Genomic DNA, 14,251 nt, shown 5'->3' on the forward strand with positions numbered 1-14,251 from the left:
CACAACCCTGTGGGAGCGGTGCTTGCCCGCGATGAACGATAGCGCGTTGTCACTGAATACCGCGTCATCGTTCATCGCGGGCAAGCACCGCTCCCACAGGGGGAGATCTCCAGTGTTTGTTACCCCTTCCATACCTGCGGATTCACCAGGCTCTGCGGCTTCTCGCCCAGCAATGCGGCGCGCAGGTTGGTGTAGGCCAGGTCAGCCATGGCCTGACGGGTTTCAGTGGTGGCTGAGCCGATGTGCGGCAAGGTCACGGCGTTGCTCAGCTTGAACAGCGGCGAATCGCTCAACGGCTCTTTCTCGTAGACGTCCAGCCCGGCACCGCGGATGGTGCCGTTCTGTAGCGCTTCGATCAGTGCAGCTTCGTCAACAATCGGCCCGCGAGCAATGTTGATCAAGATCGCGCTGGACTTCATCAAGCCCAGTTCACGGCGGCTGATCAGGTGTTTGGTTTTTTCACTCAATGGCACCACAAGGCAGACGAAGTCCGCTTCGGCCAGCAACTCGTCAAGGCTGCGAAATTGTGCGCCCAGCTCCTGTTCCAGCTCGGGCTTGCGGCTGTTGCCACTGTACAGGATCGGCATGTTGAAACCCAGACGGCCGCGTCGCGCAACCGCCGCGCCGATGTTGCCCATGCCGACGATACCCAGGGTCTTGCCATGTACATCAGTGCCGAACTGTGGCGCCTCGACACTGCGCTTCCAGTTGCCAGCCTTGGTCCAGGCATCCAGCTCCGCTACGCGACGGGCGCTGCTCATGATCAATGAAAAGCCCAGGTCGGCGGTGCTTTCGGTCAGCACGTCCGGGGTGTTGGTGAGCATGATGCCGCGCTCGTTGAAATAGCCGACGTCGTAGTTGTCGTAACCCACCGAAATACTCGACACCACTTCAAGCTGGGTGGCTGCCGCCAGTTGCTCACGTCCGAGTTGCTTACCCGCGCCGATCATGCCGTGGCATTTGGGCAGCGCTTCGTTGAACTGGGCATTCAAGTCGCCCAGCTTCGGGTCGGGCACGATAACGTTGAAATCCCGCGCCAGGCGCTCGGCCATTTCGGGGGATACACGGCTGAAGGCAAGTACAGTCTTTTTCATCGGGCAGCTACTCCTCGGACTTTTGTTAGAGATGGGTAGCACGCTAACATTCTTGGCCGTCCTGAGGCATCCGGTTTTTACGCAGTGTTGTTGTAGGAGCGCGCTTGCCCGCGATGAACGATAACGCGGTGTGTCTCACACACCGCAGTTCGCAGCCTTCGGCAGCTCCTACAAATCCAGCGTTTTTTCAGGCACAACTCCAAACCTGTAGGAGCGCACGAGCACCGCGAGGCCGCGATGACGGTGTGCCTGACTCACCGCGATCGCTGGCCTCGTAACCTCGGTGAGCTCCTACAGGAAATGCATTTCAGATCACGCGATATCCCGCAGCGCATGGCTCTGCAGATCAGCCTCATGGGCGGCGAGAATTTCCGGTAGCGAGCCGCGCAGGTATTCCACCCAGGTCTTGATCTTCGCATCCAGGTATTGGCGCGACGGGTAGATGGCGTACAGGTTCAGCTCATGGGAACGATACTCAGGCAGCACCCGCACCAGTGTGCCGTTGCGCAGTCCTTCGATGGCGCAGTAGATCGGCAGGATACCAACGCCCATTCCGCTGCTGATCGCGGCTTCCATGGCGTCCGCCGAATTGACCTGGAAGGGCGAGGTGTTGATGGTGACCATCTCCTGACCTTCAGGGCCGTTGAACAGCCATTTCTCCAGCGGGAATACCGGGCTGACCAGGCGCAGGCAGGCGTGGTTAAGCAGATCAGTCGGTTTGATCGCCATGCCGAAGGTTTTGACGTACTCCGGTGAAGCGCAAACGATGCTGTAAGTGATCCCCAGGCGCTGAGACACAAACCCTGAGTCCGGCAGCTCGCTGGCCAGCACGATGGACACGTCATAGCCTTCTTCGAGCAGGTCCGGCACGCGGTTGGCCATGGTCAGGTCGAACGATACGTCCGGGTGGTTGCGCCGATAGCGGGCAATGGCATCAATCACGTAATGCTGACCCACGCCGGTCATGGAGTGCACCTTGAGCTGCCCGGCCGGGCGCGAATGAGCATCGCTGGCTTCGGCTTCGGCCTCCTCGACGTACCCGAGGATCTGTTCGCAACGCAGCAGGTATCGCTTGCCGGCTTCTGTGAGCGCGATTCGGCGAGTGGTGCGGTTGAGCAGGCGGGTTTGCAAATGAGCTTCGAGGTTCGAAACGGCGCGGGAAACGTTCGCGGTGGTGGTGTCGAGCTGCACAGCGGCAGCGGTAAAGCTTCCCGCTTGCGCCACACAACTGAACGCGCGCATGTTTTGCAGGGTATCCATGGGCAGTTCTCTGGAGAGATGGCAAATTGTGACACGAAGTAACTGATCCATGTCAGCATACCAAAGGATTATCTCCGTTTTTGTAACAAAGAATCACACTTCTCCCGGCTTATCGGCGTACGTGGCGACCCCTAGAATCGCGGCACTCAGGTCGTTTCACCTTACGTCGGGAAGCTCTAGCAGTGCGTCGCATTATCCGGGGGGCCGCGCCCTTCAGTGTCTGGGCTTTAACGTTAGTCATCAGCGGCTGCATCGGAACCGGCGGGATCGCACCTCAAGGCAGCGCTTTGCCTGTCGAAAGCCTGGCCACCGATCAGGCCATCCAGAACGCCGACCGCGACGCCCACTGGCCCGCTGCGCAGTGGTGGCAGGCCTATGGCGATCCGCAGCTCAATCACTGGATAGAACTGGCCGCCGCCAGCGCACCGAGTCTGGCCATGGCGGCTGCGCGAGTGCGTCAGGCTCGCGCCCTGGCTGGCGTGGCTGAATCGGCCGAGGCGTTGCATATCAATGGTGACGCATCCCTCAAACGCCACAACTGGCCCAACGATCAGTTTTACGGCCCCGGCGCGCTCGCCAATACCACCACTTGGGACAACAATGCGTCTCTGGGTTTGAGCTACTCGCTGGATTTCTGGGGCCGGGAAAGCAATGCCAGCGAGAAGGCCCTTGACCTGGCGCACATGAGCGCCGCTCAGGGCAGGCAGGCGCAGTTGGAGTTGCAGGACAACATCGTGCGGGTCTACATCCAGTTGTCGTTGCATTACGCTCAGCGAGATATCGTCGAAGCCACCCTGGCTCAGCAGCAACAGATTCTTGATCTGGCCCAACGTCGTCTCAAAGGCGGCATCGGCACCCATTTCGAAGTCAGCCAGGCTGAAACGCCGCTGCCCGAAACTCATCGGCAACTCGACGCCCTGGATGAAGCCATTGCACTGAGCCGTAATCAACTCGCAGCCCTTGCCGGTAAAGGCCCGGGCGAGGGCGCGGCACTGCAACGCCCGTCGCTGTCGCTCAGTAACGCGCTGAAATTACCCTCGGCCCTGCCTGCGCAATTGCTCGGCCAGCGTCCTGATGTGGTCGCCAGCCGTTGGGCAGTCGCGGCGCAGGCGCGGGGTATTGATGTCGCCTATGCCGGTTTCTATCCCAACGTCGATCTGATCGGCAATCTGGGGTACATGGCCACTGGCGGTGGCATGCTCGAATTCCTCGCCGGCAAGAAATTCAACTACAGCGGCGGCCCGGCGGTGAGCTTGCCGATCTTTGATGGCGGGCGTCTGCGTGCGGAGCTGGGTGAAGCGTCGGCGGGTTATGACCTGGCCGTGGCTCAGTACAACCAGACCCTGATCAGTGCGCTCAAAAGCATCTCCGATCAGCTCATTCGGCGCGAATCCATGGATAAACAGCAGGTGTTTGTCAGTGAGTCCGTGGCGTCGGCGCAGAAGACTTACGACATTGCCAAGATCGCTTATCAACGGGGCCTGACTGACTACCTCAACGTGCTCAACGCTCAGACGTTGTTGTTTCGTCAGCAACAGATTCAGCAACAAGTTCAGGCCGCCCGCCTGACTGCCCATGCCGAACTGGTGGTGGCACTGGGTGGCGGGTTGGCGGCCGGGGATGATGTGCCCGCCGCAGAGAAGACCCAGGCCCCGAAAACCCCGGCTGCGCTGGCGGTGTTTGGGCGGTGAAACCAATAGATTTTCAGTGCCAGAACCGACGTCATCGCGGGCAAGCGCGCTCCTACAGAAGGACGAGTTCTCCTGTAGGAGCGCGCTTGCCCGCGATTGCGGTTCTGAATCCAGCAAGGTTCCTTGCTCAATGAATGCAACCCTATTGCGCATCACCCAACTCCCCTGGCGGCGGGAATTCAACAGCTGGGCGCGTAGTGACGGGGTGACCTGGATCTACATCTTCAAGGTGTTGATCGCGGCTTTCCTGACTTACTGGCTGGCCCTGCGCCTGGAATTGCCGCAGCCACGCACGGCGATGATCACCGTGTTCATCGTCATGCAGCCGCAAAGCGGCCATGTGTTCGCCAAGAGTTTCTATCGGCTGCTCGGCACCCTGGCGGGGTCGACGGTGATGGTCGTGCTCATGGCCCTGTTTGCACAGAACTCCGAACTGTTCCTCGGCAGCCTGGCGCTGTGGGTAGGTTTTTGCTCGGCAGGCGCGGCGCGTTATCGCAATTTTCGCGCCTACGGTTTTGTCCTCGCTGGCTACACCGCCGCGATGGTTGGCCTGCCCGCACTGGCGCATCCCGAAAACTCGTTCCTGGCGGCGGTCTGGCGGGTGCTGGAAATCAGTCTCGGCATTCTGTGCTCGACCGCCGTTACCGCCGCCATCCTGCCGCAAAGCTCCGCCGCAGCCATGCGCAACGCGTTGTATCTGCGCTTCGGCGTGTTCGCTCGCTTTGTCGCCGATGGTCTGCGGGGCAGCAACTCTCGGGAGGCTTTTGAAACCGGCAACGTGCGTTTCGTTGCCGAAGCCATTGGCCTGGAAGGGATGCGCAGCGTCACGGTATTTGAAGACCCGCACATGCGTCGGCGCAATGGTCGGCTTAATCGTTTGAACAGCGAATTCATGGCCATCACTACACGCTTCAACGCCTTGCACCAACTGCTTGAGCGCTTGCGCGGCGATGGCGTCAGTCGGGTGATGATTGCTGCCGAACCGGGGCTGAGTGCTTTCGCCCGGATGCTCGACGGCTTTGCCAATCGATTCCTGACCCCCGGGGACGCCGCGAAACTGGTGCACGAACTGGAAGAGTTCAAGGCAGGCCTGCCGGAGCGCGTAAGGACCGAACGGGCGGCTCTTGAAGAACTCCAGCCCAGCGAAGCCGAACTGCTGGATTTTCACACCGCGTATGAGCTGCTGTATCGCCTGCTCAGCGATATGCACGACTACGCCCAGACCCATGCGTCGCTGGCTGCTCACAACCACATTCGGGAAAAATGGCAGGAAGAGTTTCTGCCCAAGACCAGTTGGATGACGGCGGCGGCAGCGGGTATTCGGGCGACCTTCATTCTGTCGGTCATGAGTGTGTATTGGGTCGCAACCGCCTGGCCCAGTGGCATGACAATGATTCTGGTGTCGGCGGCCACCGTGGCATTGTCTTCTACCACCAACAACCCCAAACGCATGTCCTTTCAAATGGCCTGCGGCACTTTGCTGGGCGCGCTGCTGGGCTTCACCGAAACTTTTTTCATCTTCCCGTTCATCGATGGCTTCCCGCTGCTGTGTCTATGCCTGGCGCCAGTGTTCATGCTCGGCGCTTTCCTTGGTTCCCGTCCACAGTGGGCAGGCTACGGGCTGGGTCTGCTGATCTTCTTCGGCATCGGTTCGGTGCCGGACAACCTGACGATCTACAACCCTTACACCTACATCAACGACTACATCGCCATGGTCATCGGCATGCTGCTCTGTGCGGCAGCCGGAGCAATCATCCTGCCGCCCAACAGCCGATGGATGTGGCGCCGGCTGGAAAATGACCTGCGCCGCCAAGTGGTATTTGCCATCAGTGCGCCGTTGCATAGGCTGAGCTCAAGTTTCGAAAGCCAGACCCGGGACCTGATGCACCAGGCCTATGGTTTGGCGTCGGGCAAACCGCTGGTGCAGCGCGAATTATTGCGCTGGATGTTCGTGGTCCTGGAAATCGGCCACGCGATTATCGAGTTGCGTCGCGAGCAAGAGCTGCTACCGGTTCACCCCGCTTATGCGCCTTGGCAGTCCTGGCGGGTGGCGATCCGGGTGATGGGCCGGGCGTTGATTCGCCTGTTCATCCAGCCGGATTACAGTAACTGGCAGCGGGCGCTGGCGGCCGTCGACCATGCCATCAACCGGGTGCAAAACAGCGACGAGCCCTTCGGTCCGCACTTCGATACCTCCGTGTTGCGGCGGGTGAAAAGCTATCTGCACTTCATCCGCTCGTCGCTGCTGGACCCTCAATCACCTCTGGCCGCGCTGTCCCGTGACGGGCAGCGGCAAGGATCGATTCATGCCACGTGAAATCGCTTTTCATGGCCTGTACATGCCCAGCGTCACCGTTCTGTTTCTGATCGCCATGGTCCTCGCCTGGGCACTCGACCGGCTGTTGTCTGGCCTGGATCTGTACCGGTTTTTCTGGCACCCGGCGTTGCTGAGGCTGAGCCTGTTTGCCTGCATTTTCGGCGCCATGGCGCTGACCGTTTACCGTTGATTCTTGAGTAGCCCTGATGAAAAAGCTCTTCAGTCTGATCGCCACACTACTGGTTCTGGCGCTGGCCATCTGGATCGGTCGCACCTTGTGGGTCCACTACATGGACACGCCCTGGACCCGCGATGGCCGGGTACGCGCCGACATCATCAACGTTGCGGCTGATGTCAGCGGCACAGTCGTTGCCGTGCCGGTGCGCGATAACCAGCAAGTCAAAAAAGGCGACTTGCTGCTGCAAATTGATCCGGAACACTACGAAGTGGCGGTCAAGCAAGCCCAGGCATTGGTGGCGTCACGCAAGGCCACCTGGGAAATGCGCAAGGTCAACGCCAAGCGGCGAGCGGACATGGACAACCTGGTGATCTCCACCGAAAGCCGCGACGACGCCAGCAACATCGCCACATCCGCACAGGCTGATTACCAACTGGCACTGGCCGGGCTGGAAGCGGCGGAATTGAACCTGCGTCGCACCCGAGTGCTGGCGTCGGTGGACGGTTACGTCACCAACCTCAACGTGCATCCCGGCGACTACGCGCGTATCGGTGACGCGAAAATGGCCGTGGTGGATATGAACTCGTTCTGGGTCTACGGCTTCTTCGAAGAAACCAAGCTGCCGCACATCCGTATCGGCGACCCGGCGGACATGCAGCTCATGAGCGGCCAGTTACTCAAAGGCCACGTGGAAAGCATCGCCCGCGGCATCTACGACCGGGACAACCCGCAAAGCCGCGAACTGATCGCCGACGTCAACCCGACCTCCAACTGGGTACGCCTGGCCCAGCGCGTGCCGGTGCGTATTCACCTGGATCAAGTGCCTGACGACGTGCTGCTGGCGGCAGGGCTGACGTGCACCGTGATTGTGAACCCGGACGTGGAGCGTTAATCAATGATTGAAATGCAAGCACCCACAGGACTGATCTCAATATTGGCGTGACGACGTGGGACCGGCTTTAGCCGGGAAGAGGCCAGTACATTCGCAGCCTGTCTATTGAGTGGAATGTCGCCTTCCCGGCTAAAGCCGGTCCCACGGGTTAGCGCTCTCAAACCTGCGCGTTATCGTTGAATGAGCCTAGGAAAACAATTTAAGGGTCGCCCCGATGCTCATGCTGACCTCGTCTGCCGCTATTTTCTGAGTCGCGCGGCTGAACGTGCGTCTAGTCAGTTCTCGCTCAAGTCGCGCCTGATTGATCCGCGCGGTTCTGCGCACCCCGTCGAGGTTTGGAATGAACAGACCGTCCTTGTCGTAGGCACCGACAATCGCCGAGGGTGGTATATCGGTTGCGAAGTTGATTTCGACCGGAGCCAGATTCAAGCGTGGAGATTGAGGGTAACGTGCAGCGAAATCATTGGCATAAAGGTGATAACCGTCGAGCTTGCGCGCATCGATGAGGTAAGTGTGACCCCCTTTAGCTCCGCCGTAGGTAAAAGCCCCGACGTGATCCTTGTCGTAGAAAACCGATGTCGAGATGCCTCTGCCATCAGGGTCCAGGGCGTCATGGCCACCCCCGAATCCGCCGCGAACGCCGGTCGCCTGATGGATGTCTTTTTGCAGATCAGCGGCCGGCGTTCGCAGTTGGAAGCCTTTTTTGAAGATGACCTCCGGGGCGCGAGAATCGCCGCGAAAAACATAACCGCGATACACCGTAATGTCATACGGCTCGATGAACTGCTGTGAAAAACGCCCTTGCTGTTCCACCCAATGCTGGGTGACGTGCGGACCTCTTTTAAAGTCGGCATTCAGTTTCAGTTCAAGGGCGCGCATCTTTGCCGAGTATTTAGAACGCTCCAATGCATCGATCAAATAGGGCGTTGCTGAAGATGGCAGTTTTTTCGTGTTCAGGATGACTCTGAGCTTTTGTGCAAGCTGAGTCCTGGCCAGCACTGAAAGTCCTTTGCCGGCAACCTTCAACACCAGAGGGCCAATGATTTCAGCCACTGCTCCGATGATGGCTGCGCGGTACAAATCAGCCGCTACTTCGGGCAGATCTTCGAGTTCGGCCCTCACTGCATCGGTTGCTGCAGAAGCAACCCCCAAAAGGAAAGCTGCAATCAGCCTGACGGGCACCAGACTGACGCTTACCGGCAGCGTGATGCCCAGCGACAGGCCTGCCAGGAGATAGCCGCTGAACTCAAGCGCCGAATCAGCGAGACGCTCACCATCGGTTGAAACCAGCGTATCGATGTCTGACAACAAGCGCTGGTAGCTCAAGTCAAACAGCGCGTTGGCGATGTCGGGGTCTGCATGGAAGGTGATGGGAGCGACCCAGTAATACTTGGTCTCGAACCTGCGGACATATTTGACTTCGTCGTTCCCCGGCTTGAGTCGCTGGTAAAGCGGAATCCGCGCCAATACCTTTTTGCGCAGTGCAGCGTGTTTTTCGATCAATGCACGAAACTGAGTGAAATCACGCGGTATTTCGTAGACCGATCTTTGCTGTGGTTCATTACCCAGAAATACCAATAAGCCTTCAATTGTCTGGTCTTCATAATATTCAGGCGTTGGCAGAAACACCGCCCGTTCCAGCTTGACTCGCGTGGTGCCCTCAAACTGCACAAGCAGTGGTTCGATCCAGTCATTCAAGTAGTCATTAGCCAGCGCATTCAGAGTTGTGGTTGAGGGGCCGCGCTCCAGATAGCGGCGGATAATATTATCCAGTTCATTTCGTGTAAGCAGCAGGGAAAGTTCTTTGACCTGTGGCCGATTAAAGTGCGCCTCGACCTCGTTTATGTAGCGCTCCTGCAGGTTTACCGTATGGAACAGTTCGCGTAGCTCAGGTGGAAACGCAGGGGGCCAACGAATGCGCAGTCTGGTCGCGCCTTTCAGATCGTGGCGGAAGAAATCAGTGACGATCTGATGGAGTTCGAAAGTGGCGATTTTGGGACGGGGAGGGCTTACGCCTATCAATCCGCTGTGGTGAGAGTCGGTGTATTCGACATTAATCTTCATGTTGCTGGTGACCAGTGCTTTATGCGGCTCATGCATTGTTGAGCGCTTTACTTCTGTACGAATGAAATCATCAATAAAAGCAAAAGGGGAAAGCAATCTGGGTTGGGAAACCGCGTCGATCAACTCGGCCAGTTCACTGGCTAATTGATCAATATCGGGGGGAACGGAAACCGGCGGGTTCGGGCTGTTGTCGTCGTCAAAATCATCGGGTGCTGACAGGGTCGCGTGCATTTATCACTCCTTGATGGCGCTTGCAGTGCATCCATTGCTCTGCTTGAATTCAGGGTTGGGTCTCCTGTGAAAAATATAGGGTGGCTAATGCGGTGTGGCTGTAGGGCGTTTCGCTATTTTGGCGCGATCGAAGCTTGGTTGAATCACTCTTGGATGATCGGGGTGTAAGAAACGGCTCTTGGCAGGGGGGACCGGGTCGAGGGCTCACCCGGTCGTGGTGACGAATGGCTGTTAAGCAACCACGGTGTAAACCATAGAGGCCGGGCCATGGGTCCATCTTTCTTCGTCTACATACCAGTAATGGTTATGTATTTTTACGGTGTCATTAACTTTGAAATGGTTATCAACATCTGCTGACGTGTAAGTGAGGGTTGTATCTACACCCGTCTGAGGAAAGGCATCCTTGATGGGGATTGGATATGCCACATCAGTGCCGCTTACAAGGTATATAAGGACCCTGTTGAAGGATCGGTCGCTAAACGCCGGCACGACAACGGAAAATCCGCCGTTGGCCACGGCGATTGGCAATCGGTCGCTCCCAATAGGCATTTCGCTAATATAAGGCGGAGCTAATGACTGTTTTGATCTGTCTTTGGATAAGGTGGTTGAGGGTGAAAGACGTTCTTTGGAATGTTTCATTTTTCTAATTCCTTTTAGTTATTACTTTCTCAAATCATGGCGGCATATTTGCTATCTGATTTGTATGAATATGCTATAGCTGCTGACTCAGCTTGGGTACTGTCATAAATGCCAGTCGCCGACGAGTGGGTACGGGGCATGCGGGAATCATGTCCTGGCTAAGGGTGGAACATTGTTCGCTTGGAATACTCTTCGTGGTCCCCCAATAGGCGGGATTTGTGGTGCGGAGTCGAACCCCGCGGATCGAAGCGCCGATTCTGCATCTTGTAGGAGCTGTGTCAGTCAGAGCTTTTTATCCAACCCAAACCGCTGGCGCAGTTTGCTATCCAGCAACCCTTTGGGCAGCAGCCACGCCATCAGCGGCATCAACCGCGAGCCGTTGCCCAAGCGCAGCAAACGGGGTGGGTTGGCTTGTTGCACGGCGCGCAGCAGGTTGCGGGCGAAGTCGGTGGCGGGGGTGGGGTTGTCTTGTGAGGCCTTGGCACGGGCACGAATGCCTTCGCGCAGCGGCCACCAGGGGGATTGTTCGCTGATCAGTTGTTCGGCTTCATGGCTGGCGTTCTTCGCGAAGCTGGTGGCAATGGCGCCGGGCTGAACCTCCATCACCGGAATCGAAAACGGCGCCAGCTCCAGCCGCAACGCTTCACTCAAGGCATGCACAGCGGCTTTGGACGCGCAATAAGCGCCGGCAAAGGGCGTGACCAATACCCCGGAAACGCTGCCAATGTTCACCACCAGACCTTTGTTGCGCCGCAAGGCCGGAAAGAACGCACGAGTCACGCCCACCACGGAAAACACGTTGGTCTCGAACTGACGCTGCATGGCCTCGACGCCGCCATCCAGCAACGGCCCCATGGCACCGTAACCAGCGTTATTAATCAACACATCCAGCCCATCAAACTTCGCGGCCAATTGATCCAGCGCCGGGCCGTCATTAACGTCCAGTTGCACGCCCGTGAAACCAGCCGCATCCAGCGCTGCAACATCCTCAGCCTTGCGCGCCGTGGCCCAGACCTCATACCCCGCGCTCTTGAAAGCATCGGCCAGTGCGCGGCCGATGCCGGTGGAGCAGCCGGTGATGAGAACGTTGGGCATGTCAGTGTTCCTTGTGGGTTAGTCAGCAAAACTGCCTTGTAGATGCTCGGCGCGGAACTCCAGCGTTTGCGGACGATAGCCCGGACGCAGGGTGGGCAGGGGCAAGCAATCCTGCCACTGGCTGCCAGCCTGTAAATCTCCCGGACCACGGTAGCGCGGGCCGGCATAGGCGTCGTCGGTGAGATTGACGGTATCGCCCGGTGCATAAGCGGCCACTCGCCAGCGCAACTCACGTAGCGGCACTTTGTTGGTGTTGTCGATGAGTACCAGCAGGGGTTTTCCAGCGGGGCATTGGTCCGGCGCGTAATCCATCCGCAAACCCAGACGCTCCAGTTGCCGGGTTTCCTGGCTGTCTTGCCAGATCACCACCATGGCCACGATCCCCAAGCCCATAGCGGCGGCCAGAGACACAGGCAAGGCCTTGGCCGGATAACGCAGCAGCAGGACCAGCCAGGTCAGGATAAGCAATGCGCCGAACAACATGAGTCGCGCCTCGTGAACACAGGAGCGAGCATCGTACCGAAAGAGGGGTGGAGGGTGGTAATGGTGCTCCACAGCACAACGCATTTTCCTGTGGGAGCGTGGCTTGCCCGCGATAGAGGCGACTCGGTTTCTAAATATCCAGTCAAATAATTCAGTTTATCTACGCAACAGCTGCGCTAGTTTTCAAGTTCGAAAAGCACAGAGGCAATGGAATGCCCTCACCTCATCAACCGAGTCGGCTTCGAACAGGTCGGCACAGCGAACATGGCCGAATCTATCTGGTTACGTCCAATACCAAGAATCGTCAGCCTATCTTTCAGGATTGGAGATTGGGATGTCTTGTGGCAAAGCAGTTCAGGCAAGCCGAAGAAGACAATCTCGTCCGGTCTCGGGCTTAGGTGGTGATGCCTGATCATTTTCATTGGTTAATTGAGCTAAAGAGCGATTCGCTGAGCCAAGTAGTTGGCCACACGAAATCTCTCGCAAGATTGACAGTAAATGCTGCGCAAGGCTGTACCGGGAGTATCTGGCAACAGGGTTTTCATGATCGAGCCCTACGTCGTGAACAAGATCTCAGGGCGGTAGCGCTTTACATTGTGATGAACCCCGTACGCGCCGGGCTGGTCAAGCGCGTTGGGGATTAGTCGCTGTGGGATGCTGTCTGGGTTTGATCTGAATGACCGAGTCGCCCTTATCGTCGGAATGCCGCCTAGACCAAGCCACGCTCCCACAGAGTTATATCCCATTTCAATTTCAACGGATCGCAGGCCAAAAAAAACCTCAACAACCCTCTGCGGATGGGGATACGCAAAAGGTTGTTGAGGTGCACTGCTTTACACAGCTAAAGGGAAATCAACGAGCGATGGTTTGTGTTTTCACACCCGCCTCTACCGCGCCGGAGCGGCCGTAGACGTCTTCGAAGCGCTCGATGTCGTCTTCGCCCAGGTAGCTCCCCGATTGCACTTCGATGATTTCCAATGGAATCTTGCCCGGGTTTTTCAGGCGATGGACCGAGGCGATCGGGATGTAGGTGGACTGGTTTTCGGTCAGCAGGAACACGTTCTCATCGCAGGTCACCTGAGCCGTGCCTGATACCACAATCCAGTGTTCTGCGCGGTGGTGGTGCATCTGCAGCGACAGGCTGGCGCCCGGCTTGACCGAGATGCGCTTAACCTGGAAGCGGCCACCCATGTCGACCGAATCGTAGGAACCCCACGGGCGATAAACTTCAAGGTGATTCTGGGTTTCGCTACGGCCTTGCTCGTTGAGCGTGTTGACCATCTGCTTGACGCCCTGAACCTTGTCTTTGTGGGCAATCATCATGGCGTCTTTGGTTTCGACGACGACGATGTTGTCCAGACCGATCACCGAAACCAGCTTGCCGTTGCCGTGGATCATGCAGTTGCGGCTGTCCTGGATGACCACGTCGCCTTTGGTGACGTTGCCGTTGCTGTCTTTTTCCTGCACGGCCCACAGCGAGGCCCAGCAGCCGACGTCGTTCCAGCCAGCGCTCAAAGGCACGACACAGGCGCGTTGGGTTTTTTCCATCACGGCGTAGTCGATGGAGTTGTCCGGGCAGCAGGCGAAAGTGGCTTCATCGATGTCGATGGTGTCGCCTTCGTGCTTGCTGCGTTCCAGGGTCATCATGCAGGTGTCGTAGATGTCCGGATCGTGCTTTTTCAGCTCTTCCAGATAACGGCTGGCGCGGAACAGGAACATGCCGCTGTTCCAGAAGTAACCACCGGCTTCAACGAATTCGGCAGCGCGTTTTTCGTCTGGTTTTTCGACGAATTGCGATACTCGGCTAACGCCTTCTGGCAGCAGCGCATCGGCGGTGGATTTGATGTAGCCATAACCGGTTTCCGGCTTGGTCGCCGGAATGCCGAACAGGACCATTTCGCCACGCTCAGCGGCCACGGTGGCCAGAGCCAGTGCGCGTTGCAGGGCTTTCTGATCGTCGATCACGTGATCGGCTGGCAGCACCAGCATCAGCTCGTCATTGCCTTCGCTGAGCAGCAGCATGGCAGTGATGGCGACGGCTGGAGCCGTGTTGCGGCCGAACGGTTCCATGATCACGGTCTGGGTGTCCAGGCCCAGTGCGCCCAGCTGTTCGTTGACGATGAAACGGTGTTCTTTGTTGCAGACCACGATCGGGTCTTGCATGCCATCGAACTTCAAGCGCTCGAGGGTTTGCTGGAAGAGGGTGTGGTTCCCGGTCAGGGCCAGGAACTGTTTTGGGAATTGCTTACGCGAAAGCGGCCAGAGTCGTGAACCGCTACCGCCTGACAAGATCACTGGAATCATTTT

Annotated in this window: 11 protein-coding genes and 1 pseudogene; 5 read left to right on the forward strand and 7 right to left on the reverse strand. The window is 57.9% G+C overall.

Features of this window, described 5'->3' with window-relative positions; translation table 11 throughout:
- Positions 1-119: 119 nt before the first annotated feature.
- Both IV01_RS07905 and IV01_RS07900 read right to left on the reverse strand, forming a co-directional pair.
- Positions 120-1,094, reverse strand: a complete 975-nt coding sequence (locus IV01_RS07905) for a 2-hydroxyacid dehydrogenase (RefSeq protein ID WP_032630068.1) — start codon at positions 1,092-1,094, stop codon at positions 120-122.
- A gap of 312 nt (positions 1,095-1,406) precedes the next feature.
- Entirely contained in the window at positions 1,407-2,354 is a 948-nt protein-coding gene (locus IV01_RS07900; RefSeq protein ID WP_032630069.1) for a LysR family transcriptional regulator, read from the reverse strand.
- 182 nt (positions 2,355-2,536) lie between these two features.
- On the opposite strand from IV01_RS07900, the gene IV01_RS07895 reads away from it, so the two are divergent.
- The 4 genes from IV01_RS07895 (at position 2,537) to IV01_RS07880 (ending at position 7,432) form a co-directional block, all read left to right on the forward strand.
- Positions 2,537-4,045: an efflux transporter outer membrane subunit gene (locus IV01_RS07895; protein ID WP_032630070.1), complete on the forward strand. Its 1,509-nt coding sequence runs from the start codon at positions 2,537-2,539 to the stop codon at positions 4,043-4,045.
- A 130-nt stretch (positions 4,046-4,175) separates the two neighbouring features.
- Positions 4,176-6,362, forward strand: a complete 2,187-nt coding sequence (locus IV01_RS07890; RefSeq protein WP_032630071.1) for an FUSC family protein — start codon at positions 4,176-4,178, stop codon at positions 6,360-6,362.
- Positions 6,352-6,552, forward strand: coding sequence for a DUF1656 domain-containing protein (locus IV01_RS07885; protein WP_032630072.1), 201 nt, complete (start codon positions 6,352-6,354; stop codon positions 6,550-6,552). Before IV01_RS07890 ends, IV01_RS07885 begins: the two co-directional genes overlap by 11 nt.
- Before the next feature lie 16 nt (positions 6,553-6,568).
- On the forward strand, positions 6,569-7,432 hold the full coding sequence (locus IV01_RS07880; protein ID WP_032630073.1) for an HlyD family secretion protein: 864 nt from the start codon (positions 6,569-6,571) through the stop codon (positions 7,430-7,432).
- A gap of 186 nt (positions 7,433-7,618) precedes the next feature.
- Here IV01_RS07880 and IV01_RS25950 read toward each other — a convergent pair whose 3' ends face one another.
- The 4 genes from IV01_RS25950 to IV01_RS07865 all read right to left on the reverse strand — a co-directional run bounded on the left by IV01_RS25950 (position 7,619) and on the right by IV01_RS07865 (position 11,944).
- Positions 7,619-9,727, reverse strand: a complete 2,109-nt coding sequence (locus IV01_RS25950) for a hypothetical protein (protein WP_050507800.1) — start codon at positions 9,725-9,727, stop codon at positions 7,619-7,621.
- Between the two features lie 231 nt (positions 9,728-9,958).
- A complete protein-coding gene (locus IV01_RS07875; RefSeq protein WP_032630074.1) occupies positions 9,959-10,366 on the reverse strand; it encodes a hypothetical protein in 408 nt (135 codons plus the stop codon).
- 282 nt (positions 10,367-10,648) lie between these two features.
- Positions 10,649-11,461, reverse strand: coding sequence for an SDR family oxidoreductase (locus IV01_RS07870; RefSeq protein WP_032630075.1), 813 nt, complete (start codon positions 11,459-11,461; stop codon positions 10,649-10,651).
- An 18-nt stretch (positions 11,462-11,479) separates the two neighbouring features.
- Complete coding sequence (locus IV01_RS07865) at positions 11,480-11,944, reverse strand: hypothetical protein (RefSeq protein ID WP_032630076.1); 465 nt, start codon at positions 11,942-11,944, stop codon at positions 11,480-11,482.
- Positions 11,945-12,156: 212 nt separating this feature from the next.
- Between IV01_RS07865 and IV01_RS26415 the strand changes: the two are divergent.
- Positions 12,157-12,588, forward strand: a pseudogene (locus IV01_RS26415) (REP-associated tyrosine transposase).
- A 208-nt stretch (positions 12,589-12,796) separates the two neighbouring features.
- Here IV01_RS26415 and IV01_RS07860 read toward each other — a convergent pair.
- Complete coding sequence (locus IV01_RS07860; protein ID WP_032630077.1) at positions 12,797-14,248, reverse strand: mannose-1-phosphate guanylyltransferase/mannose-6-phosphate isomerase; 1,452 nt, start codon at positions 14,246-14,248, stop codon at positions 12,797-12,799.
- Positions 14,249-14,251: the final 3 nt, after the last annotated feature.

Origin of the sequence: Pseudomonas syringae (assembly GCF_000737245.1) — a bacterium.
Taxonomy (GTDB): Bacteria; Pseudomonadota; Gammaproteobacteria; order Pseudomonadales; family Pseudomonadaceae; genus Aquipseudomonas; species Aquipseudomonas syringae_J.

Coding starts and splice junctions, on each gene's coding strand:
- IV01_RS07880 (WP_032630073.1), top strand. CDS start 6,569: ATGAAAAAGCTCTTCAGTCTGATCGCCACACTACTGGTTCTGGCGCTG.
- IV01_RS07875 (WP_032630074.1), bottom strand. CDS start 10,366: ATGAAACATTCCAAAGAACGTCTTTCACCCTCAACCACCTTATCCAAA.
- IV01_RS25950 (WP_050507800.1), bottom strand. CDS start 9,727: ATGCACGCGACCCTGTCAGCACCCGATGATTTTGACGACGACAACAGC.
- IV01_RS07870 (WP_032630075.1), bottom strand. CDS start 11,461: ATGCCCAACGTTCTCATCACCGGCTGCTCCACCGGCATCGGCCGCGCA.
- IV01_RS07865 (WP_032630076.1), bottom strand. CDS start 11,944: ATGTTGTTCGGCGCATTGCTTATCCTGACCTGGCTGGTCCTGCTGCTG.
- IV01_RS07885 (WP_032630072.1), top strand. CDS start 6,352: ATGCCACGTGAAATCGCTTTTCATGGCCTGTACATGCCCAGCGTCACC.
- IV01_RS07890 (WP_032630071.1), top strand. CDS start 4,176: ATGAATGCAACCCTATTGCGCATCACCCAACTCCCCTGGCGGCGGGAA.
- IV01_RS07905 (WP_032630068.1), bottom strand. CDS start 1,094: ATGAAAAAGACTGTACTTGCCTTCAGCCGTGTATCCCCCGAAATGGCC.
- IV01_RS07900 (WP_032630069.1), bottom strand. CDS start 2,354: ATGGATACCCTGCAAAACATGCGCGCGTTCAGTTGTGTGGCGCAAGCG.
- IV01_RS07860 (WP_032630077.1), bottom strand. CDS start 14,248: ATGATTCCAGTGATCTTGTCAGGCGGTAGCGGTTCACGACTCTGGCCG.